The organism is Serratia sp. Ser99 (genome assembly GCF_024519545.1).
GTDB classification, from domain to species: Bacteria; Pseudomonadota; Gammaproteobacteria; order Enterobacterales; family Enterobacteriaceae; genus Serratia; species Serratia liquefaciens.
On the sequence record NZ_JALJRT010000005.1, the window covers coordinates 1 to 23664 of the forward strand.

Consider the following 23664-nt stretch of genomic DNA (forward strand, 5'->3'; position numbering starts at 1 on the left):
AGAACAGATACCGTTTTTACTGTAAAACCGTGGCCAATATTACTTGACCACTACAGTTTTATCGGGCGTGTTCGTTATTTCCCTGTCCCGAATCAGGCTGGTAGAGGTAATACCGGATACAACTTTTGAGATCGATAGCGCACTCATTTCGCTGATTGAACAATCTGACTTTATGGAAGCGTTACCCCACATGAACATTATTTATCAAATAATGGATTACGGGGCAAAACAACCTAATAATCGAAATTAAAATAACAACATATTATTAGTGATGATTAAATCACATTAACATGATAAGTGAGAAAGTTATGATTATCGATAGAGAATACGCACTTGTAGATACGACAGCAAGACTTAACACTGACCTGCGTAACTTTGAAAAAGAAATAAACAGAGCCGCCAGCGTAACTTTTGGCAATGACCTGACGGACATAAGCATTTATCAGTTCAGTTTTATCATCAGCATCAGGACAGACGGTGAAAAGATAAAGCACGGTCTTCTTGTTAACTTTGGTAAAAACATAGCAAGACAGGTTTCATCTCTTTGTGCATCCGCAATGCGATTCTATCCGAATGAAAAACACAAGCAGAGCCGTCAGCTTTTCAGATGCATAAATAACGTAACCGACACAGAAAACGACCCACTTTAAAATTTGCCATTATAAGAACGACCAGTCAATGTAATCTATTTGACTGGTCTATTTTGCAATCTAAAATGTCAATTATCATATCTACTTATAAATTATAGACAAAAGAAACCATCAAGAAGGTATATCCAAAGATAAAACGCCAATTCCTTTTGAGAATGAAAATGATATTTCTGTTACGCCTGAATTTCTTTATTTTACCTAACCGATGAATAAGCATCTCTCTTTCTTTTTCAGGAATATTATCTTTCATGATCTTTCCTAAAATCACCTTCTCTGACTTAACAAATGAATACTTTCGCTGAAGAACTTTGAGCTTACCAGTAAAAAATAAAATTGTAAGAATGAATGCCAACATTTGGAATAAGTGGTTAGGTATCCCCCAGCAACCAATAGTTGTAAGTAATAACCATTCTGCCACAGAGTCTTTTTGTAGATTCCTCCACCATTGATTCATATCTCTGGCGTAAAATCTTATCTCTTTTTTAATGCTGTAGTAATCACTGCCTTTAATTTCCATTTAATTACATCACCAATTAAAATTATTCAGTCGGTTCATGCAGGTCTTTTATTAGCTCCTCAGCATCAAAACCATCTAAATACTCTCTTCGAAGCTTTAGTTTATTAAGCAAATAATTATTAGACAACTCGAACTCTGAGAATATAGTACCCCAAGTTTTAACATATCCTTTTATACGGCCATTTTTCACATCAAATACTAAGCCTGGTTCATTTCGTGCTTCAGCAGTTTCTAACGCAGCACCAATTTCAAAATCAGAGCTGGATATTTTTCTGCCAACAAGAATCAACTCAAACCTCATATTTTCCATCGAAAAACCAGGGTGTTGAAGGATTATTTTTGCGTAATCTTTCAACTGCTTAAGATGTTTTTCATTTAAAGAAATACTCGGTTTTTTTATCTCTATAATCGTACATTGGAAGTAGCTTTCACCACGGCCATTAAACTCAACTCGTCGTCTTGCAAGAAAGAGATCTACCTGTCTGCGGACCCCTTCAATATCCAGTCCATCAGCAAGATCATTTTGATCAAAATCATCTGATGTAAGTGTATCTATGCCCTTAACGTGATTTCTCAAATTATAGGCTATTCTTTGAAAATCATCTTCCTCGGCACCTAACATGGTATATTTATTGCCAAATAACCATGTATTATTCTCGATGACAAGTTGTAGATCAGGTGTTTCTCTTACCTTATCATAATGACTTACTACAACTTCCTTTAATTTCTGAACAGCAGACTCTCTACGCTGCAAAACTTCAATAGTAGAAACTATATTCTGAAGTGATGTCTTCTCTATTTGAGATTGTAATTCACACAGGCTTTTATGATCTAATTCAAGGATGCTTTCTAACACATCAAAAAGCTCGCTATTTTCATTAGATACTATTAATTTATCGATAAGATGTATAAGAATCTTAGCTTGTTTGGATTTTAAATTTGAGAAGATCGATGGATCAGCATAATAAATACTACTTATTGTGTTTTTTATGGTCTGCATTCTCCATTGAGCATCCACTTCTAAAAGATTAGAATAAGATGGAAAATATCCTTTTTCTTCATACTCAAATATTTTTTCATCCACAAACTCTTTTAAGAAATTATCATAAATTTCCTTTCCTATCTTTTGAATTTCTGATTTCAATTTTCTATATTCATCAGAACTAATACTGACTTTTTTCTCGTCACTAAAGTTCAAACTAGAATCATGAATATCAAAAAGCTCCACCCAATCAGAACGAGTATAGGTGCTAAGATAAAAATTTGGCTTATGGTTAAAACTGCTTAACTCTCGAAAAACAATTCTACCTTGATTATTAACAAGATAATTATATGATTTTTCAACACCAGGCTTACTTACCCAGCGAATAAACAAGACATTAAAGGTGAAATTGTCAAATTCAATATTTTTTTCAATAGACACATTCAGCGGAACGCTGATTTCAACATCATTTAGAAAAAGTTTTCTATTTTTATTTAATGACAGTCGCCAGCCGAAATTATTTTGCAGTTTCTTGATGATAGGATCATTACCAGGCAAATTTTTGGTAAAATGCCGTAAAACAACACATGTTCCATTTTGCAAATTTCTTAAGGATGCATGTTGTTCTGATTCAAGAAGCTCTACAACCTTAAAATCTCGAAGGCTTTCGCTATTTATCGTAATCTTAAAGTCGTGCCCTTGATAACGGGTAAACCAAATTGCTTCCTGGCTAAACAAATGAAAGGATAAGCGTCCCTTACCATGAGCACCTTGTAAATCATCATTTCCTTGTTTAAGGGACTCATTAAATCTTGAAAAATGTTCTTCACATTTATCAATATTAATGCCGGAACCATTATCTAACACCGATACAGATTCCAGCCCTCCAAGATCATTCCGTTTGATTTGGACATCAACTTTACTGGCCCCTGCATCGAATCCATTTGCTACTAGTTCGACAACAGCCTGCGAAGGTTCATCCTTCCAGCGAGTAAAAAGCTTCTTGATACCAGCATGAGTAATGTTTGTTGTACCGACAAACTCTCTTTTGCTCATGGGTAGTGTCCGTCCTTGAAGGTTTAGAGAACATACAATTCTAATGCCCGAAAGTTTATCATAATTCTTACGATCAAAAAGTACCCTTCACTTCATACATTGAAAAGGTAGCATCTTGGTAGAACCATCACAGTAGAAGTTCAGACATAAGCATGGCCAATCGTTTAGAAACATACTAGCATGTGGCCGTTTTTGACCCAGAAGTAAGGGGCTTAGATAAAAACTAGCCACTTTGGCACTTTGTCTTGCTGCTTTTCACAGCAGTTTTAAAGGGATTGAAAATCCCCGTGTCCTTGGTTCGATTCCGAGTCCGGGCACCATCTTTAGAAGAACCCGCCTATGGCGGGTTTTTTGCTTTCTGGGGTAGGACTCTTCATCGAACACGTTCGATTATTCGGCCAAAGGCCTCACCCTGCGGGCCAACGCTAAAGCGTTGTTCAATCCGGTGCAAACACCGGTTGTCCGAGTCCGGCACCCTATTTAGAAGAACCCGCCTATGGCGGGTTTTTTGCTTCCCAACATAAATGCTAATATCCCCTTTTATTGATTAACAGAATCCAGCATGCCATCGTCTTATCGTCGCTGTCTCACCCTTGTTACGCTGATTATCGGCGTTGGCTCCCCCATGCTGGCGCAGGCCAGGCCCGATTTGGAACGTAAAATCGGCACAACCCTGGTCGATTCAAAATCACCTGATTATCAATTCAGCGATCTGCGCTTCACTTCGGCGGACGGTCAGCGCCGTTATCGTGTCCGCATAATAAAACCGCGCATTGCTCCGCCCTTGGGCGGCTATCCGGTTATCTACTTCCTGGACGGCAACGCAGTATTGATGGAGTTGAACGCCCAGTTGCTGGCTCAGCTTGCCGTACAAAAACAGCCGCCGGTTCTGGTGCTACTCAGCTATGACAACGATCTGCGTATCGACTCCAGAGGCCGTAGTTACGACTACACACCGGCTTCGCAACAAGGTTCAGGAAAGCAGCCCCATGGCGGTGCAGACGCTTTCCTTAAACTGATCGACACCCAGATTAAGCCTGCAGTTGCCGCTCAGGTCACCGTTAACCCGCAGCAGCAAACGCTGTGGGGGCACTCTTATGGTGGCCTTTTCGTTCTTCATACTCTGTTAACCCAATCTGCTACTTTCCAGAATTACATCGCGGTGGAACCTTCGCTGTGGTGGGGGAAAGGCTTTATCCTGCAAGAAGCGCAACGTGTTATGGATAAGCATCCATCTTTGTCCGCCCATTTGCAGTTGTGGATCGGCGGTGCGGAGAAAATACGTGAAGCCCCGCCAATTATCAGGCAGAGTCAGCTACCCGCAGATGCGGCTCATGGCCTGGCCACACAGCTGGCGACACTTGACGGACTTAAGGTTGACTATCGGGAATGGCCCGGCTTAGACCATGGGGCAATGTTAGGTGCGGCCATACCGCCGGCTTTGGAAGGCATAGCCAAAGGCGAGGCGGCGGATAAATAAGGGTTTAAAAGCGGGTTCCGGGAAAAGGCTGTACGCGGCGGCTCCCCTTTGGCAAGTTAACTTGCTCTACCGGTGGAGCCTGAATAGCTAATGTATTTCCTGGATGGGGCCCTGGTGAGGCACAATAGGAATAGATAGACTGAGCAGGACCAAAGGCTATTTATTACCGCGTATTACGTTATTTTCTGGCCCTGTCGCAGCTAATATAGCCCCTTGGGTACGTGACGGGAACGGGTGAAAACCACCCTTGTAATACATTATGAAAAGTGATAGTTAAACCGGTTGGAGAAACCTCCGTTTGATTGCGATGCCTAATAATTATCACAGGGAATTATATTATAACGATGAATATCAATATTACCGACCAACCGAACCCGAAAGACGAAGAGTTTGTGATTGACAGTCTTTGGGCCCACAACGCCAAAATTGAACCCGTCGATATCCACCCCTTATTCCTGACCGTCACCGATGACGAGGGTAAAATCGTTGCCGGACTGGTTGCCAGAACCTGGTGGGGCGGGCTTGAGGTGCAGTATCTTTGGGTCAGCGACCAATACCGTAAAAGCGGTTATGGCCGTCAACTGATGGTACAGGCCGAAGAAGAGGCCAAGAAACGCGGTTGCCACATGGCCTATGTCGATACTTTCGATTTTCAGGCCCGCGGCTTTTATGAAAAATTGGGCTATCAGGTTTACGGCAACTTAGGCGACTATGCCAAACAGCATACGCGTCACTACCTGGCGAAAAAGATTTAACCCAATTCCAGTCGGTGAGGTCAGAATGGATTCGCCCGATAAAAGTAATGAATTCTATTTGAAAGGCCTGATTGCCATGATGGAGCACTTAAGTGAGCCATGGGGCATCAAAGACCTGGCATCCCGTCATCTTTACATGAACAGGGCCGCCTACCTCTATACCAATACGCCATTAAATTTTGATATAGCCGGTAAGCGAGACGACGAGTTCCCCGCCGACTGGGCCGAATCTGCAGCCGATTTTGTTGAACATGACAAAATGACCGAGATCTCGCGGGATCGGGTTGCCGTGATAGAAACACATTATTGGTACGGGAAAGACAGCCTGACACCGTTTATCAGCGAAAAACTGCCTATCTACAACGACAAGAAAGAAGTCTTCGGGGTAATGTGGAACGCCAAACCGCTTAACACCTTATCCCCGCTTAACTATATCAACCATCAAAAACCCAGCGTACTAACCACAGAAACCAACAGCACCATTTTTACCCGGGCTGAGCTGGACGTTATATTTTTAATGCTGCAACGGCTGTCGGTGAAAGAAATCGCCAAAATATATAACATCAGCAATAAGACCATAGAAAATAGAATATATAACATTTATCAAAAATCTGATGTCCACACACAGCAGCAGTTTGAGGAATTTTGCAAATATGCTCAGCTGGACAGCTACATTCCCGATCGCCTGATAGCTAAAGGCATCCAGTTTATTTAAATAGCAAGGAATACCTCACCGTGATCAAAATCGAAGACTATCCGTTAACCCGGGTACCTCAGGATAAAAGAGTCTCGTTTTTAAGCGTAGCCATAGTGCATATGGGCATGCTGACCGCGCTCGATCAGTTTATGCTCGGGGCCGTACTCGGCCACTCCATGACGCTGCTCGATGCATTTACCGCTATTTTCATCGGCAGCCTGATCTTTGGCGTGGTGACCTATGGCCTGGGCCTGGCGGGCATGCGCGAAGGGATCTCCGGCAGCCTGTTGGCCCGTTGGTGCGGCTTTGGTCGACTCGGATCGGTGTTGATCGGGGTGGTAGTGGCCGTCAGCCTGCTGGGCTGGTTTGGCATTCAAAACGCCATCTTCGCCAAGTCGCTGGATTTCGCGTTGGGGAACAAGCTGGGCTTTGGTCTGGCGGCCGGTCTGTCCGGCACCCTGCTGACCATTCTGGTGGCGTTCGGCTTCAAAGCCTTGCGTATCGCCGCCAGGATTGCGGTACCGATGTTTATTATGCTGGTGGCCTATATCTCCATCATCACCCTCACCGGCCACAATCTGCCTGAAATTATCCAATTGGTGCCACCAGGCGAACCGCTGTCGATCAGCGCCGGTATCACTATCGTGGTCGGCGGTGCGATTGTCGCCAGCCTGATGACGCCGGATCTGACGCGCTACTCCAGGAACAGCAAGCATGTCTTTGGCGTCACCATTTTCACCATCATTGCCGGGGAATTCGTGGTTAACGGCCTGGCGATACTGATTGCCAAAACGCTGGGCACGGCGGATGTGGTCACCATCATGTCACAGGTCGCCGGTGGTGCAGGCCTGCTGGTCGTGGTGTTCTCTACCCTCAGGGTTAACGACCTCAACCTGTATTCCTCTTCGCTGGGCATCGTTAACGCCGTCGAAGGCATGACGGGCAAAAGACTGAAGTACACCGCCACCACCCTGGTGATCGGCGTGCTGGGCACCACATTGTCAGTACTGGGGATCCTCGACCGCTTCGTCGACTTCCTGACGGTGCTTGGCGTGGTGTTCCCGCCGATTATCGGCGTCATGCTGGTGGATTATTATCTGCTGCGCACTCACCGCAAAATTCTCGACGAGAGCCGTCGCGAAGGGAAATTGCCGGACCAGACGCCGACTATTGGCTGGGCGGCGATCATCGCCAGTATCGTCGGCAGCATCGTCGGCTTGGTGACCGAGTGGGGCGTGCCGACCATCAACTCTCTGCTGGCTGCCAGCCTGATCTATTGGGTATTTAAGTTGGCCATGAGCCGTTCTCAGAAACCTGCGCCTGCGCAAAGCTGATTGATATCCCTACTCTCCCGCGCTGGGGAGTGGGGATAATCGGAACAGAAAGGGTGTTTGATTAAGTTGTCGCCACCTTTTTTAGGCGCAACAAATTGATATCGGTCGGCTAAAAAGCCGACTGGCATCAATATGAAAGCGGGTTTTTTACTGCGAAGGTAAAACAGAAGACGTAGTGGGGATCCCTGGTGTCGGTAGCTAAAACATCCTTTAATACCCAGAGAATGGAAACGCCTCCCTCCCCGAGCTTTTTATTATAGAAGTTGTCAGACAATCGTTTATTAACCGTTTTGACCGTCAAGAAACACTTCAGTGTGGATGAACAGTAGCTCACGGAAACCACCGTGGTCAACACAAAAGTAGACACAAAACCCACTTTTGTGTCCACTTCCCCCAGTCTTAAACCTAACCAATTGATTTATATTTAATTACCTTTGTTTTACATTTTACTCATCATGATAAAAGCATCAGCTGGTATGATACGTGAGAGATCAAAGCTCATTTCCAATGATTAATCAGCCGGTTACCGCCACTACCTCAGCGTCAGTTCTGGACAATGTCGGCGCGTGCGATATAGTAATGCCGGCCAGAATATTGTAAGGAATGCTTATGAAGACCACTAACGCGCAGCGCAAAATCAACATCATTAAGAATATTGAATATCTGATGCGCACCCGGGGCGAAACTAAAGCATCCTTCTCTAACCGCACTGGCCTGACGCGTACCACCATCTATAAAATTCTCGACGGTCGGGTTAACAACGTGCAGCAGGCCACCGTCAACCGGATTTCAGATTTCTTTGGCGTTTCCTGTGAAGAGATCGAAGATTATGATCTGGCCAAGCTGGAACTGCTCAATGAAACGCTCTCTACCGAAGGCAATAAAAACCCTTCCGCAGTGCCCGTTATTCCTCAGTCGCGTTTTTTAGCGGTTGCCGGTTGGAAAGTCGGCCAGTTGGTAACTGAGTTCCCTTTGACTTATTTCTTCGGCGATGAGTCAAATATGGTAGCAATGAAAATAGAGACCGAAATAAAAGGTTCATTTATTCCAGGCGAGGTGATTATTATAAAACGCCCGCCGGTGCTGGTTTGCGATTCGCCTTTATTGTATCACTCGGGAAAAAATGGCTTCTTTGTGGTTAACGACAAAGAAGATTACTGCATGGAAAAAAATCATCAGGATACCGTGCAATTCCTGGGTTATATCTTTGGAGAACGGCTATAAATGGAACCGAATCAAAAGTTCAAGCTATTGGGCTTTACCCGGCATGGCACCCTCGCCGCCAATGTCATGATATTGGCCACCGGCAAAACCATCACCATGGGGCTCAATGAGCTGGCCGACAGCGAAATATCGGAAGATCTGAGCCGCCATGAGCTGCAGGCGCTGTACCGCAAAATCTACGGTAACAATCAGCAGCAAACCGCCTATGAGCTCAGCGATCGCCATGAACGATCGTGGTACGCCTACCTGATCATTACCGTCGCACTCAGCGTGATTTATATCTTCTCAACCCTGTGTGGCGTCAAACCGATTCAAATTCCCGCATTGAACCTCATCACTCCCCCGGCGATTTTTATTTACCCCCTCACCTTTATCCTGGTGGATATTCTGAACGAGTTTTACGGGCTGCGACTGGCCAGGCGCACCATCATCATCTCGTTTATGGCAAACCTGATTTTCGTGCTGGGCGTCTGGGTCACCACCTTGGTACCCAGTATTCCGCAGTGGGAGTTCAGCAAGACCTATGACGGCATCGTCCACAGCATCATGGCGGTCCTGGTGGCGTCGTCTGCGGCCTATTTAATCTCCGAGAACGTCAACTCTTACCTGCTGTGCAAAATCAAAGAGCTGACCAACTCCCGCTACCTGTTTGTGCGCGTGATCACCAGCACCGTGGTCGCCTCGGCCATCGACAGCGTGGTGTTTTGCACGCTGGCGTTCTACAACGTTCTGAGCTGGGATATCATCAAGACCATGATCCTGTCACAATTCTTGATCAAGGTGGTCTACGCCCTGGTGGGTGTCGGGCCGATTTACGCCGCTCGCAGCCTGTTTAACCGCTATATCAATACCGATCATGCAAGGAGCAATGAATATGCATATCAAAAAACAAGATAAAATCACCCATCTTGGCGCAAACTCCGATTATCCGGACCAGTACGCTCCCGAATTGCTCGAGGCCCTGCCACGCTCACGCGGTCGGGATCTGATCGGTGTAGATGAACAAAACCTGCCGTTCCGCGGCTTTGATCTGTGGACCGCCTTCGAGCTTTCCTGGCTCAACGCCAAAGGCAAGCCGGTGGTGGGCATTGGTGAATTCACCCTGCCCCATTCTTCCACCAACCTGATCGAGTCCAAATCATTCAAACTTTATCTCAACAGCTTTAACCAGACGCGCTTCGACAGCGTGGAACAGGTGAGTGCCGCGATGCAAAAAGACCTGTCGCAAGCGGCAAACGGCCAGGTTGGGGTTAAGCTCTATCCGGGTCTGGACGGATATTCGCCGCAGATCGATAGCCTGCCGGGCATCAATATCGACGATCTGGATATTGCCGTCGATGATTTCGACTTTAAGCCGGAATATCTGCACGGTGCAGCAGACCAACAAGGGGACATCGTGACCGAAACCCTGTCGTCCAACCTGCTGAAATCCAACTGTCTGGTCACCAACCAGCCGGACTGGGGCAGCGTGGTGATCCACTATCAGGGCCGGAAAATCGATCGCGAGCGCCTGCTGCGCTACCTGATCTCCTTCCGCCAGCATAACGAGTTCCACGAGCAGTGCGTCGAGCGCATTTTCAACGACATCAAGCAAAGCTGCCAACCGGAAAAGCTCAGCGTTTTTGCCCGCTATACCCGCCGCGGCGGCCTGGACATCAACCCGTTCCGCAGCGACTTCGAAACGGCGCCAACCCTCGGTCGTCTGATCCGACAATAAGCTTCCCCATCAATGCCCCCATGCGGGGCATTATTTTTCCCCTGTTCATCTCCTTGTTATTTTTCGCTATTACCGTCGTTAGCAACTATCTTCAAAGCAAACCTCAGGGAGTTTAACGACGCATGCCTGACTTTTCGCGCAGAGAAATACTGCGGGCTGCCGCCATCGGATCGGCTTTTTCACTGTTACCCGCGTCGATCCGCAAAGCCTTGGCGATCCCAGCCAATAACCGCACCGGCACCATCAACGATGTCGAACACGTGGTGATCCTGATGCAGGAAAACCGTTCCTTCGACCATTACTTCGGCACGCTGCCCGGCGTACGCGGCTTTAGCGATCGCATAACCATTCCTTTGCCCGACAACCGTCACGTCTGGCAACAGCAAGGGGAAGATCGACTGGTGCTGCCTTACCATCTGGACAGCAAACGTGGCAATGCCCAGCGGGTGAGCGGCACGCCGCACTCGTGGGTGGATGAGCAATCGGCCTGGGACAGCGGCCGCATGAGTGCCTGGCCAACCTACAAAACGCCGACCTCGATGGGTTATTACCGTCGGCATGAGCTGCCCTTCCAGTTTGCCCTGGCCGAAACCTTCACCCTGTGCGACGCCTATCATTGCTCGATCCACGCCGGCACTAACACCAATCGCTTGTTCCACTGGACCGGCACTAACGGCCCGACGGCAGCCGAGGTCGCCGTAGTGGTCAACGAATGGGACAGCCCAGGCCCACCCGACGTTGGCTACCAATGGCAAACCTATCCCGAACGGCTGGAAGCCAGCGGCGTCAGTTGGAAGGTCTACCAGTTTTTACCGGATAACTTCACCGACAACCCTTTGGCGGGGTTCCGTCAGTACCGTGCGGCCAGCGTGAAAGTGGGCAATCCGGCGCAGCCATCGAAGGACTTTACTGCCTTTGTCCCCTACCGCGACAAGCTGAACGCCGAAGCGCCGTTATACAAAGGCAATGGCAATACGCTGCCGGCGGCGGACGGCAACGATTTAGAGGCCATGTTGGCCGGTTTCCGCGCCGACGTGCAGCAAGGCAAATTGCCGCAGGTAAGCTGGATCATCGCTCCGGCGGCCTACTCGGAACACCCAGGGCCTTCCAGCCCGGTGCAGGGTGGGTGGTTTACCCAGGAGATCCTCAATGCGCTGACGGAGAATCCCGAGGTGTGGAGTAAAACCGTGCTGCTGGTCAATTACGACGAGAACGACGGCTTCTTCGATCATATGCCGTCGCCCTCCGCACCGTCACTGCGTGAAGATGGCACCTTCGCCGGTAAATCGACGGTGCCGTTCGACAGTGAAATCTTTCAGCATGTCGCCCCGCCAGGCTCACAGGAACAACCGCCGCCGGACGGCCGCATCTATGGCCCCGGCCCGCGTGTGCCCATGCTGGTGCTATCGCCCTGGAGCCGCGGTGGCTGGGTTAATTCACAAGTGTTCGACCACACTTCAGTGCTGCAATTTCTCGAGAAGCGCTTCCAGGTACACGAACCCAATATCAGCGCCTGGCGACGCGCGGTATGTGGCGATCTCACTTCGGCCTTCAACTTTGTCGATCCCAACGGGGAAACCTTGCCCAATCTACCCGCCACCAGCCGCCATTCCGCCGACAGCCTGCGCCAGCGGCAGGAGCAATTGCCGCAGGTGCCTCTGCCAGCAGCAGACAAGCAAAAGTTGCCGCATCAGGCACGGCTGGCACGCCCTTCACGCGCCCTGCCTTACCAATTGCATGTTGAAGAAACTCTCTCCCCCGACCAGCAATTACTGACGCTCAACCTGTACAACACCGGGGCGCAGGGGGTGGTATTTCACGTTTACGACCGGTTGGATTTGAACCAGATCCCACGGCGCTATACCGTCGAGGCCGGCAAAGCGCTCAGCGACAACTGGCCCGTGACGAACCAGTATCACCTGTGGCTGCTGGGCCCGAACGGCTTTCATCGTGAACTGCGCGGCGCCACTGGGCAACCGCAGCCGCAAGTCCGCCTGACGCCGCAAGGCGACCACTTGTCATTAACCCTCACTAACCCCACCCGCCAGGCTATAACCGTGACTATCGCCCGCTGCCCTTATACGCAAAACGGCCCCTGGTCGATTGAGCTGCCGGCAGGAGAGCGCCACCAGCAGGCCTTTGACGCCAGGGCCAGCGGAGGTTGGTACGATATTTCACTGCAGGCTTCTGACGGTTGGCAACGCCGCATGGCCGGGCGGCTAGAGAACGGCGAGCACAGCGTCAGCGATCCGCTAATGGGCAAAGCCTAAGATATCCGCACGGGGGTGTTCAAAAAGCGAAAGGATATGGATTATCATTAGCCTCTTTATTCAACACCCCATGCCCAAGGATCTCCATGCCTGCCGTTCTTATTGCCAAAGCCAGCCGTTGGCTGGCCGCCTGCGCCCTGCTGATGGTCAGCGCCGTACAGGCCGCACCGATCGTCGTCACCGATGTCGCGGGTCGAGAAGTCACCCTGCAGCAGCCCGCTCAACGGGTGATCCTGGCCGATGCCCGCGCGCTGCTGGCACTGAATATCCTGCATCCGCAGGAGCCGTTGAAAAATATCATCGCCTGGGATAACTCGCTGAAGGTGAAGGCACCGGATCTGGTGGAGGCCTACGCGAAAAAATTCCCGCAGGTGATGCAGATCCCCACCTTCGATAACCCTTACGTCAGCGATTTCAGCGTAGAAAGCGCCGTTGTCCGTAAGCCGGATCTGATCATTTTCGACATCGGCCTGCTGAGCAAGCTGAAGGACAGCGGCGTGCTGGCCCAGTTGGAAAAAATCGGCATCCCGGTACTGATTATCGACTTCCGTCAGCAGCCGCTGACCAACACCGTCGCCAGCATGCAACTGTTGGGCAAGGTGTTTGACGAACAGCAAAATGCCGACGCCTTTATCCAGCTCTACCAGCAACGTCTGGATCTGGTACGCCAGCGGGTGGCTACGCTGAAGCCGGAACAGCGCCCCAGCGTGTTTATCGAACGCAGCGCCGGCATGAAAGGCGAGCAGTGCTGCAACACCTTCGGCAAGGGCAGCTTTGGCCAGTTTATCGATACCGCCGGCGGCAACAACATCGGCAGCAAACTGTTCCCGGAAATGGGCGGTGAGGTGAACGTGGAACAGATGATCGCCAGCAACCCGGATTTCTATCTGATGACCGGCGCCGACTGGAGCCGCGGTCATAAAGGTACATTGGCGGTTCCCTTGGGCTATGCCACCGATACCGCCACCACAGAGAAAAAGCTGGCGGTACTGATGAACCGCACCGGCCTCAACGTGCTGAAGGCGGTAAAGGAAAAACGCGTGATGGCGATTTACCACCAGTTCTATGACACGCCGCTGAATTTTATTGCGGTCGAGGCCATCGCTAAATTCCTGCACCCGGACTTATTTAAAGATATTGATCCACAAGCGGATATTGAAATGGTGCACCATAAATTCACCGCGCTGGATTACAGCGGCGTGTTTTGGGTCATCGCAAAATAATCCCCCGCTCGGGGCCCGCCGGCCGGGCTCCGACACCTTTCCCCGCCACTTGCTTACCGGTTGAATTATTCCGCAACAAAGCTATTTACTTGCCAATAATTATCATTAAGATTGTCATTTCTAAAAAAACACATCCGGGTTCGAAACTTTTAAGGCATTATTATGTCAATTCTTTTTCGTCTTTCGCTGTTGGCGGCTTCCGTTGCCATGGCGCTGCCAGTCCTTGCTGCTGATAATAAATCTCAAAATGATGCGCCTGCCGACACTATTACCGTCGTCGGCAACTGGCTGGATAACCCGGATACCAGTTCGGTGTTGCTCAACCACCCCGGCGCACGTTCCATCGTGACCGAACAACAAATGCATGAACAAGGCGACCAGACCATTGCCGATACCCTGCGCGGCGTGCCTGGCGTACAGGTGCGCGACAGCAACGGTACCGGCGGCAGCGATATTTCACTCAACGTCGGCGTACGTGGCCTGACTTCTCGTCTTTCACCTCGCTCCACCATTTTGATGGACGGCGTCCCCTTGGCGGTCGCGCCTTACGGCCAGCCACAGCTGTCGATGGCACCGCTGTCGATTGGCAGCCTGCAATCGGTTGACGTGGTGCGCGGCGGTGGCGCGGTCCGTTACGGACCGCAAAACGTCGGCGGCGTGATTAACTTCGTCACCAAGGACATCCCGAAAACCTTCGGTGGCGCGGCCAGCGTCCAGACCCAAGGGGCCAGCCACGGCGGCCTGAAAACCCTGACCAGCACCTCGCTCGGCGGCACCGCCGACAACGGTTTCGGTGCAGAGCTGCTGTATTCCGGCCTGCACGGCCAGGGCTATCGCGACAACAACGACAATACCGACATCGACGATTTCATGCTGAAAACGCGCTATGCGTTTACCGATCGCGATGAGTTACTGGCCAATTTCCACTATTACGACGCAAAATCCGGCATGCCGGGCGGGCTGAGCAGCGCGCAGTATGCGCAAAATCCGTTCCAGTCGACCCGTCCGTGGGACCAGTTCGAAGGCCGCCGCAAGGACATGTCGTTCAAATATAAGCACCAGGAAGACGACAAGCAGTTCGAAGTGCTGACGTATTTCACCGACAGCTATCGCGGCAGCAGCATCGAATCGGAAGGCACCGGTAAAAACGCCGGGATGAAGCGTATGGTGTCTTACCCACGCCACTACTCCACTTGGGCAATTGAACCCAGCTACTCGCAGGTCTTCCGTTTCTGGGACATGGCGCACGAGATCACCCTCGGTTACCGCTACCTGAACGAAACCATGGATGAAAAAGCGTCCCGTTCTGCCTGGTACAACCCGGCAGATATCGGTTCTACGCCGGAAACGCCGGATTACTATCAGCACACCTCCGGCGGCACCGCAGCCCACGCACTCTACATTGACGACACCATTAACGTCGGCAACTGGACGGTTACGCCGGGCCTGCGCTATGAAAGCATCCGCACCCATGTGGACGATTCGTTCAACAACATCAGCCGCGAGAAGAGCTACAGCGAACCGCTGCCGTCACTGAACGTTATGTACCACATGTCCGACGCCTGGAAGCTGTTCGCCAATGCCAACACCTCGTTCGGCAGCATGCAATACTTCCAACTGACCAAGGGCGGCAACGGCAACCAACCCGCGCCGGGCCTGACGGCGGAAAAAGCCCATACCTATGAATTCGGTACCCGTTATGACGACACCATCGTCAAAGCCGAGGCCACGCTGTTCTATATCGATTTCGATAACCAGCTGCAGTACATCAGCAACGACGTCGGCTGGACCAACATGGGCGCCACCAAGCACAAGGGTATCGAGCTGGCGCTCAGCTACGATCTCAGCGAACTGAACCGCGCGCTGGATGGCGTAAGCGTCTATACCAGCTACACCTATACCAAAGCCAGCACCGACAAGGGCGACTTCGCCGGTAAGGATTTGCCGTTCTATTCACGCCAGGTGTATACCGTCGGCACCCGCTACGCCACCGGCAGTTGGGTGTGGAATCTGGACAGCTATGCCCAGTCCAAGCAGCACTCGCCGGGCACCGGGCCGGATTACGTCACGCAGGAAAGCGCCGACGGCCAGTTTGGCAACATCGCCGGGTATATGGTGTGGAATATGCGTGGTGAGTATAACTTCGGGCCGCAGCTGTCGAATCTGACGCTGGGTGCCGGGGTGAAAAACCTGTTCGATCAGCGCTACTTCACCCGCTCCAACGACAACAACTTCGGCAAGTACGTCGGTGAACCGCGCACCTTCTTCGTGCAGGGTTCCGTGGCGTTCTAAGCATCAGCGCCCTCTTCGGGGGGCGCTGCTCTCAGCGACAGTGCAGACGAAACAGGCGCGCCAGGTGTGCGCCCATCGGCGTCAGCGTGGTGTCCTTACGCTGAATCAGATAAAACGTCGCCTTTGGCAAGCTTTCTTCCAGCGCCAGCGGCACCAGATGCTTACCCAGTATTGGGTCAGAGATCACATCTACCGATAAAATACTGACGAAATCACTTTGCGCCACCAGGCTGGTGCAGGCCATAAATGTCTCACAGGTCACGCTGATTGACGGCGCCATTCCCAAATCCCCGAACAGATCGTGCAGCAGGCGATAGTAGCTGCCTTTGGGCGTCGGCATGGTCCAGTCGCAGTGCTGCAGCTGTTTCAGGGACGTCGCTCCTTCCATCGGATGCCCCTTGCGCACCACCACCTTGTACTCTTTTTCCATCAGCCGTTCGTACTGTAATTCATTGTCCAGGCTGCTGGGGTAATAAGTATTGACGGTAAAATCCAGCTCGCCCTGGCGCAGCTCCGGGATCATCGATACCAGCTGTCCTTCGACAATCCGTACTTTGACCTTCGGGTATTCACGATGAAACTGGGTGATAACCTGCGGCATGACGGTGCGTGCAATGCTGCCGCCTACGCCGATATTCACCGAACCACCCGCCAGCCCCAGCCGTTGCTGAATATCCTCCTGCGCCACCCGCAGCTCTTCGAGGATCAGGCTGGCATGCTGGAAAAAGTTATCGCCGCAGTCGGTCAGCACCACACCCTGGCTGCGGCGAATAAACAGCTTAGCCCCCAGCACCTGCTCCAACTCCTGAATCGACTTGGTTAACGCAGGCTGGGAAAGGCGTGAAGTGCGGCTGGCGGCGCGGATGCTGCCCTGGCGACTGACTTCTACAAACGCACGTAATTGGTGCAATTTTATTGAGGCTGGCATAGGCAAATGGCGATAACCGTTGTTTATCAATAGCAAGATATTGGCATCTTATTTAGCCTGATTCCATTGTGTACATTCGAAAAAAACAGAATATATAACCAAATTCTTATTTCGCTTAATTAAGCGCATTTTCTGCGCCGATAAGCGCTATTCACGGCAGTTAGTCACTAAATACGTCTTTTTTTTCATTAAATAGCTTCACCGTCTGATTTGGTTCAGCGCACCACTGCTGCCCGGCATTTACCTGGGCGCGATAACTTATGAGATATCAAAATGAATAATCCGCTTTCGATGTTGGTGACCGATCTGTACCCGCAGCTGCAGGCCTGGCGGCGTGACTTTCACCGCTACGCCGAGTCCGGCTGGTTTGAATTCCGCACCGCTACCCTGGTGGCGGAAGAGCTGGATCGGCTGGGCTACCGCCTGCAACTGGGTCGTGAAGTGATTAACGCCGACGCCCGCATGGGGTTACCGTCGGCCGAGGCTCTGCAGGTTCAGGAGCAGCGCGCCCGCGAACAGGGTGCGCTGGAAAAATGGCTGCCACATTTTTCCGGCGGCTTCGCCGGTATTGTCGCCACGTTGGATACCGGCCGTCCCGGGCCGGTGATCGCCTATCGCGTTGACATGGACGCGCTCGATCTCAACGAAAAGCTGCAGCCGGATCACCTGCCGTTTCGCGAAGGTTTTGCCTCCTGCAACAGCGGCATGATGCATGCATGCGGTCACGATGGCCACACCACCATCGGCCTGGGACTGGCACACGTTTTCAAAAGCCTGGAGCCTCAGCTCAACGGCACCATCAAACTGATTTTCCAACCGGCGGAGGAAGGCACCCGCGGCGCAAAATCCATGGTGGAAGCCGGCGTAGTGGACGACGTTGATTTCTTCACTGCGGTGCATATCGGCACCGGCGTACCGGCCGGCGAACTGGTGTGCGGCAGCGACAGCTTTATGGCGACCAGCAAACTCGACGTCACCTACCGTGGCGTGGCCGCCCATGCGGGGGCCAAACCGGAAGATGGCCGCAATGCGCTGCTGGCGGCGGCACAGGCCACGCTGGGGCTGTACGCCATTCCACGCCACAGCGAAGGCAGCTCGCGCATCAACGTCGGTGTGCTGCAGGCAGGGACCGGTCGGAATGTGATCGCCGACCACGCATTCATGAAAGTAGAAACTCGCGGCGCCACCAATGCCATCAACGAATTTGTCTACCAGCAGGCGCTGAACGTGATTGAAGGCGCGGCAAAAATACACGGCGTTGAGTGCGATATCGCACTGATGGGCGCGGCACAGAGCAGCAAACCGACCCAACCGTGGGTGGACTACATTCACCGACAGGCGCAGGGCATTGCCGAACTGAGTTCGGTGGTCGACCGCCGCGAGCAGGCCGCCGGTTCAGAAGACGCAACCTACATGATGGAACGGGTGAAATCGCACGGCGGGCAGGCCTCGTACGTAATCTTCGGCACCGAGCTGAGCGCGGGGCACCACAATGAGAAGTTTGATTTTAATGAACAGGTCATGGCGGTGGCAGTGAAAACGCTGGCGTCGCTGGCGCTTAACCTGCCTACTTTTGGGAGCCAAGCATGAGCCATCCACAGCTGCTGAAGTTTATCCATCACTACATTGACCAACACCAGCCTCGTTTTAGCGCACTGAGCGACAGCATCTGGGATCACCCGGAAACACGCTTTACCGAAACCTATTCTGCCAATTTGCTGGCCGATGCGCTGGAGCAAGAAGGTTTTACGCTTGAACGCGGCGTCGGCGGCATTGAAACCGCATTTATCGCCAGCTATGGCAGCGGCCAGCCGGTGATCGCCCTGCTGGGCGAGTACGACGCCCTTGCCGGATTAAGCCAACGGTCAGGCTGCGCCACGCCGCAACCGCTGGTCGAAAACGGGAACGGTCACGGCTGTGGTCACAACCTGTTGGGCACCGCCGCATTGGCGGGAGCCTTCGCGGTCAAAGCCTGGATGCAGCAACAGCACCTGACCGGCACCGTGCGTTTCTACGGCTGCCCTGGCGAAGAGGGCGGTTCCGGCAAAACCTTTATGGTACGCGAAGGGCTGTTCGATGACGCCGACGCCGCCCTCACCTGGCACCCCGAAGGCTTCAGCGGCATGTTCAATACCAGCACCCTGGCCAATATTCAGGCGGCGTTTCAGTTCAAGGGGGTCGCCGCGCACGCCGCCAACTCACCCCACCTTGGCCGCAGCGCGCTGGATGCCGTGACACTGATGAACACCGGTGCCAACTTCCTGCGTGAGCACATCGTGCAGGAAGCGCGATTGCACTATGCGGTTACCAATACCGGCGGCAGCTCGCCCAATGTGGTGCAAGCCGACGCCGAAGTGCTGTATCTGATCCGCGCGCCGCAGCTCGATCAAGCGCAGGATATTTACCAGCGAGTGATCAACATTGCCAAGGGTGCGGCGCTAATGACCGATACCCAAATGACGGTACGTTTCGACAAGGCCTGTTCCAACTACGTGCCAAACCGCAGCATGGAGCAGGTGATGTATCGCCACGTCTGTGGCTTCGGTCTGCCGGAGTACAGCGAGGAGGAGCGCAGCTTCGCCACCGAGATCCGCCAAACGCTGAACAAGGACGACCTGCGTAATGCCAAGCTGAATATCGCCCGGACTGGCGGGGCGGCCGGGCGTGAATGGGTGCAAAACCTGGGCGACAAGGTGCTGATGGATGAAGTCGCGCCTTATGTGGCCTCGGAAGATCTGCTGTACGGTTCCACCGACGTCGGCGACGTCAGTTGGGTGACGCCGACCGCTCAGTGCTTCAGCCCGTGCTTTGCGCTCGGCACCCCGCTGCACACCTGGCAACTGGTGGCACAGGGCCGCACCTCTATTGCGCACAAGGGCATGTGCCTGGCGGGCAAGGTGATGGCGGCCACCGCCATCGATCTGTTGAGCGACAGCGCTCTGCTGGCGGAGTGCCGCCGCGAGTTCGAACGCCAACGAACAGAACAGCCGTACAGTTGCCCAATCCCGTCGGGGGTTAAACCTTCGCCGTTAAAATAAAGACAGAACGACACAGGCCCACCCACGGGCCTGTGAAAATAATTATAAATAAATCAAATAATAAAAAATAAACACAACAGGACAAACACAGAGGGTAAGACAATGAGTGAGGCCACAACGTCAGTCAATAAAAGCCCCGGTCGCATTTTTTACTGGGTAGAACGCATCGGGAATAAAATTCCCAATCCTTTTTTACTGTTCGTCTATTTAATCGTTGTTTTAATGCTGTCCACGGCGCTGTTCTCCTGGCTGGACCTAGCGGTGAAGAACCCGGCCACCGGCGAGCTGATCAAGGTGAATAACCTGATGAGCGTAGCGGGCATGCAGTGGATTTTCCCGAACATCATTCATAACTTCAGCAGCTTTGCGCCGCTGGGAGCCATTCTGGCACTGGTCATCGGCGCTGGGCTGGCAGAGAAAGTCGGGCTGTTGCAGGCGCTGATGTATAAAATGGCCTCACGCGTTAGCGCACGCTATGCCAGTTACATGGTGCTGTTTATCGCCTTCTTCAGCCACATTTCATCGGACGCCGCGCTGGTGGTGATGCCGCCGCTCGGCGCACTGATGTTCCTTGCCGTGGGCCGCCATCCCATTGCCGGGCTATTGGCCGCTATCGCCGGGGTCGCTTCCGGCTTTACCGCCAACCTGCTGATCGTCACCACCGACGTGCTGCTGTCCGGTATCAGTACCGAGGCCACCAAAGCGGTAGACGCCGCCGTTCACGTCAGCGTGATCGACAACTGGTACTTTATGGCCACCTCGGTGATCGTGCTGACCATCGCCGGCGCACTGCTGACCGATAAGTTTATTGAACCCAGGTTGCCGGAATGGCGCGGCAGCGCGGAAGATAAAATTGAAGCGCTAACCCCGTTGCAAAACCATGGGCTGATGATGAGCGGCATCGCCGCACTGGTGTTTATCGCGATTATCGCCGCGCTGGTGGTACCGGAAGCCGCCCCGCTGCGCGATCCCAAAACCGGTTCGGTGATCCCCTCGCCGTTCATCAAAGGCATTGTACCGATCATTATCCTGTTCTTTTTCACCGTCGGCATTACCTATGGCGTGGTGACCAAACAGATCCGACGCCCAGACGATATTCCCCACCACCTGATAGAGCCGATGAAGAGCATGGCCGGCTTTATCGTGATGGTGTTTCCGCTGTCGCAGTTCGTGGCGTTCTTTAACTGGAGCAACATGGGCAAGTTTATGGCCATCGGCCTGACCGACATGCTGGAAGCCGCCGGCATGAGCGGCGCACCGGCGTTCCTCGGCCTGATGTTCCTCTCTGCCTTCCTGTGCATGTTTATCGCCAGCGGTTCGGCCATCTGGTCGATTCTGGCACCGATTTTTGTGCCGATGTTTATGCTGCTCGGCTTCCACCCGGCGTTCGCGCAGATGATCTTCCGCATTGCCGACTCCTCGGTGCTGCCGCTGGCACCAATGTCGCCGTTCCTGCCGTTGTTCCTCGGTTTCCTGCAGCGTTACCGCAAAGACGCCCAGCTCGGCACCTATTACGTGCTGATCCTGCCGTATCCGCTGGTGTTCTTTGCCGTGTGGATTTTACTGTTGCTGGCGTGGTACGCACTCGGCCTGCCGATCGGGCCGGGGGTCTATCCGAAGATGGGGTAAAGATTACCGGCCTCTTGATATCGGGAGGCCGGAAGCATGCAACTATCAGAAACGATAGCCAATGCCGATATTGAAACCGTTGATAGAGCGATTTTTACCACCGGCATCCAGTTTGGAGCCTTCATAACCGATATCTACCGCCAAATTTTCCATTGGGTTAACCTGGAAACCAACGCCGTACATAAAGGAGGTTTTCTTCTGGTTACCGCTCTCTTCACCCATATATTCGTAAGTGTTGTATGCGTAATTGCTCCAGGATGACTTGTAATCCACCTTGTTATAATTCAAACCCAGCAGCCCGTAAACGCTGACAAATTGATTAAAACGGTATGCCGGACCAACGGACAGTGAGTAATATTTAACTTCGGCATGATTATTAACTTTGTCGCGATAGACATTGTAAGACTCGTCCTTGTCACCGCTCATATAGGTAAATGAGCTGATAACGCTGATTGGCGAATCCCACTCGTAACGGTACTTAACGTTCACGCCATTGATATTCTTGAAGTCCTGTACCTTGCTCTGCGCATAACCGGCAGTGATGGTACTTTGCCCAGCATGGGCAGCCATGCCGAAGCCCAGAGTGGAAAGAACCAAAGTGGAGATGATTAACTTTTTCATGCAATCTTCCTTAATCGTAAGTGGAACAACATTGGTAAAAAAATAACTATCCATGTCGTATTGGCGGCATAAATCATTAATTTTTCATTATCAAGAAAAATTGGTTGATAAAATTAGATTATAGCAAACCCTGTTTTATTATTAATTAGTTGAACGTGCAATTTGCTAACCACCTTTTAGAAAGAACAATCACGCTATCTTTAGTCGCTGGGAACTGTCTATTCGCTTTCAAACTACTCCCTACTCTACTTTATGGCAATAAAGGGGGGATTCACCCGGAACCCTGACCACATAAGACGGGAAATCGGTGATTTCTGTCGTCTGATAGGGCTGGACTTCTTGCGTTGCTGGAAGCCGATCCCGAAATCCTTTGGCTACAATCGCCTCACTCGAAGGGCTGACCGGCATTGAGACTTTCAGGCTTTCCGGATCGATATAAACCCGCTGACCATTCTCTTCCATAATCACTTTCTGCCGATAGCTCAGAGTAATTGTTGCCGTTGATGAGCCATGAGGAATGAACATCACGCGGACATCGGCGTGGCTTAGATTTTCCGCTCTACTTATGATATGCCCACGAATTTTTGTGGTCATAGGCAATAGATTTTTACCATTCCCGGCAAGTTCGGCCTCGCAGTTAACAATACTGCCAGGCGGATAGGCGGCATCGAGTGTCCGCATTTCTTCGCGTGTGACAGCACCAGCACTCAGGGGGCTAAGCACTGCAATACCGATGTTCATCGGTAGCAAAACAGTCTTGCAAAGTCGTTTCATTTTTTCTTTTTAATCTCTTCTATCTTAGCAAACACCCAAACCCCAATGCCTAATGGGACGCCAGCACCTGCTCCAGCTTTGCAAGCAAAAATAAACGTATCTAACCGATACTCAAAAACTCCATTACGAACGAAGAAAATTATTGGCGCGATAAAACTAGCTAAAATAGCTATTCCTATTATCAATAATGCACACGAAAAAAATAAATATAAAAACATTGAAAAACCTACATGTTTATTTTTCATTTTTTTTATCCTCAGCTTTCATCCCAGCTTCAATTCCTGCCCCTACAACTGTCCCAGCCACACCGCCACCCACAACCCCAGATGCTTCAGCAGTAATGGGGGATATACCTTTAGATATAATTTTTCGGTTATTTTTTCACCACTTTTACTTTGTCGAAGATCGGGCTTAACGTCTGATTGGCGTGCTCCACGTCGCGGCTCAGGTCGTTGACGTCCTGCGTTTGTTTGTCCT

Annotated in this window: 20 protein-coding genes; 14 read left to right on the forward strand and 6 right to left on the reverse strand. The window is 51.5% G+C overall.

Going from position 1 to position 23664, the window contains the following annotated elements; genetic code table 11:
* Positions 1 to 308: 308 nt before the first annotated feature.
* Positions 309 to 650 (forward strand): hypothetical protein, encoded by a 342-nt coding sequence (locus tag NR114_RS11750; RefSeq protein WP_220788581.1) that lies wholly within the window; start codon positions 309 to 311, stop codon positions 648 to 650.
* 85 nt (positions 651 to 735) lie between these two features.
* Here NR114_RS11750 and NR114_RS11755 read toward each other — a convergent pair whose 3' ends face one another.
* Positions 736 to 1167 (reverse strand): hypothetical protein, encoded by a 432-nt coding sequence (locus NR114_RS11755; protein WP_234529056.1) that lies wholly within the window; start codon positions 1165 to 1167, stop codon positions 736 to 738.
* A gap of 22 nt (positions 1168 to 1189) precedes the next feature.
* Entirely contained in the window at positions 1190 to 3205 is a 2016-nt protein-coding gene (locus NR114_RS11760; protein ID WP_234529057.1) for an ATP-binding protein, read from the reverse strand.
* Positions 3206 to 3767: 562 nt separating this feature from the next.
* Here NR114_RS11760 and NR114_RS11765 point away from each other — a divergent pair.
* The 10 genes from NR114_RS11765 (at position 3768) to NR114_RS11810 (ending at position 16197) form a co-directional block, all read left to right on the forward strand.
* Entirely contained in the window at positions 3768 to 4685 is a 918-nt protein-coding gene (locus NR114_RS11765; protein WP_234529058.1) for an alpha/beta hydrolase, read from the forward strand.
* A gap of 344 nt (positions 4686 to 5029) precedes the next feature.
* Positions 5030 to 5440, forward strand: coding sequence for a GNAT family N-acetyltransferase (locus NR114_RS11770; protein WP_020828618.1), 411 nt, complete (start codon positions 5030 to 5032; stop codon positions 5438 to 5440).
* Positions 5441 to 5465: 25 nt separating this feature from the next.
* On the forward strand, positions 5466 to 6155 hold the full coding sequence (locus tag NR114_RS11775) for a PAS and helix-turn-helix domain-containing protein (protein ID WP_020828619.1): 690 nt from the start codon (positions 5466 to 5468) through the stop codon (positions 6153 to 6155).
* 20 nt (positions 6156 to 6175) lie between these two features.
* Positions 6176 to 7471 carry a cytosine permease gene (locus NR114_RS11780; protein WP_234529059.1) on the forward strand — a complete coding sequence of 432 codons (1296 nt, stop codon included), beginning with the start codon at positions 6176 to 6178 and terminating at the stop codon, positions 7469 to 7471.
* Positions 7472 to 8080: 609 nt separating this feature from the next.
* Positions 8081 to 8695, forward strand: a complete 615-nt coding sequence (locus NR114_RS11785) for a helix-turn-helix transcriptional regulator (protein WP_020828621.1) — start codon at positions 8081 to 8083, stop codon at positions 8693 to 8695.
* On the forward strand, positions 8696 to 9592 hold the full coding sequence (locus NR114_RS11790; protein ID WP_020828622.1) for a queuosine precursor transporter: 897 nt from the start codon (positions 8696 to 8698) through the stop codon (positions 9590 to 9592).
* Complete coding sequence (gene queF / locus NR114_RS11795; RefSeq protein WP_234529060.1) at positions 9570 to 10412, forward strand: NADPH-dependent 7-cyano-7-deazaguanine reductase QueF; 843 nt, start codon at positions 9570 to 9572, stop codon at positions 10410 to 10412. The genes NR114_RS11790 and queF overlap by 23 nt, the downstream gene beginning before the upstream one ends.
* Positions 10413 to 10534: 122 nt before the next feature.
* The gene (locus NR114_RS11800; RefSeq protein WP_234529061.1) at positions 10535 to 12682 is read left to right on the forward strand and encodes a phosphocholine-specific phospholipase C; all 2148 of its coding nucleotides are present in this window, start codon (positions 10535 to 10537) and stop codon (positions 12680 to 12682) included.
* A 143-nt stretch (positions 12683 to 12825) separates the two neighbouring features.
* Entirely contained in the window at positions 12826 to 13905 is a 1080-nt protein-coding gene (locus tag NR114_RS11805) for an ABC transporter substrate-binding protein (RefSeq protein WP_372907092.1), read from the forward strand.
* A gap of 162 nt (positions 13906 to 14067) precedes the next feature.
* Positions 14068 to 16197: a TonB-dependent siderophore receptor gene (locus NR114_RS11810; protein ID WP_020828626.1), complete on the forward strand. Its 2130-nt coding sequence runs from the start codon at positions 14068 to 14070 to the stop codon at positions 16195 to 16197.
* A gap of 31 nt (positions 16198 to 16228) precedes the next feature.
* On the opposite strand, the gene NR114_RS11815 is transcribed toward NR114_RS11810, so the two are convergent.
* Positions 16229 to 17125 (reverse strand): LysR family transcriptional regulator, encoded by an 897-nt coding sequence (locus NR114_RS11815; protein ID WP_041414962.1) that lies wholly within the window; start codon positions 17123 to 17125, stop codon positions 16229 to 16231.
* 273 nt (positions 17126 to 17398) lie between these two features.
* Here NR114_RS11815 and NR114_RS11820 point away from each other — a divergent pair, with 273 nt between their 5' ends.
* The 3 genes from NR114_RS11820 (at position 17399) to abgT (ending at position 21792) form a co-directional block, all read left to right on the forward strand.
* Positions 17399 to 18715: a M20 family metallo-hydrolase gene (locus NR114_RS11820; RefSeq protein WP_116691742.1), complete on the forward strand. Its 1317-nt coding sequence runs from the start codon at positions 17399 to 17401 to the stop codon at positions 18713 to 18715.
* The gene (locus tag NR114_RS11825; protein ID WP_020828629.1) at positions 18712 to 20163 is read left to right on the forward strand and encodes a M20 family metallopeptidase; all 1452 of its coding nucleotides are present in this window, start codon (positions 18712 to 18714) and stop codon (positions 20161 to 20163) included. Before NR114_RS11820 ends, NR114_RS11825 begins: the two co-directional genes overlap by 4 nt.
* Positions 20164 to 20265: 102 nt before the next feature.
* Entirely contained in the window at positions 20266 to 21792 is a 1527-nt protein-coding gene (gene abgT, locus NR114_RS11830) for a p-aminobenzoyl-glutamate transporter (RefSeq protein WP_130016526.1), read from the forward strand.
* Positions 21793 to 21837: 45 nt separating this feature from the next.
* On the opposite strand, the gene NR114_RS11835 is transcribed toward abgT, so the two are convergent.
* From NR114_RS11835 to NR114_RS11845, 3 genes are all read right to left on the reverse strand, one after another.
* Positions 21838 to 22413 carry an Ail/Lom family outer membrane beta-barrel protein gene (locus NR114_RS11835; protein WP_020828635.1) on the reverse strand — a complete coding sequence of 192 codons (576 nt, stop codon included), beginning with the start codon at positions 22411 to 22413 and terminating at the stop codon, positions 21838 to 21840.
* A 240-nt stretch (positions 22414 to 22653) separates the two neighbouring features.
* Positions 22654 to 23187: a hypothetical protein gene (locus tag NR114_RS11840; protein ID WP_046372628.1), complete on the reverse strand. Its 534-nt coding sequence runs from the start codon at positions 23185 to 23187 to the stop codon at positions 22654 to 22656.
* Entirely contained in the window at positions 23184 to 23432 is a 249-nt protein-coding gene (locus NR114_RS11845) for a hypothetical protein (RefSeq protein ID WP_046372627.1), read from the reverse strand. Before NR114_RS11845 ends, NR114_RS11840 begins: the two co-directional genes overlap by 4 nt.
* Positions 23433 to 23664: the final 232 nt, after the last annotated feature.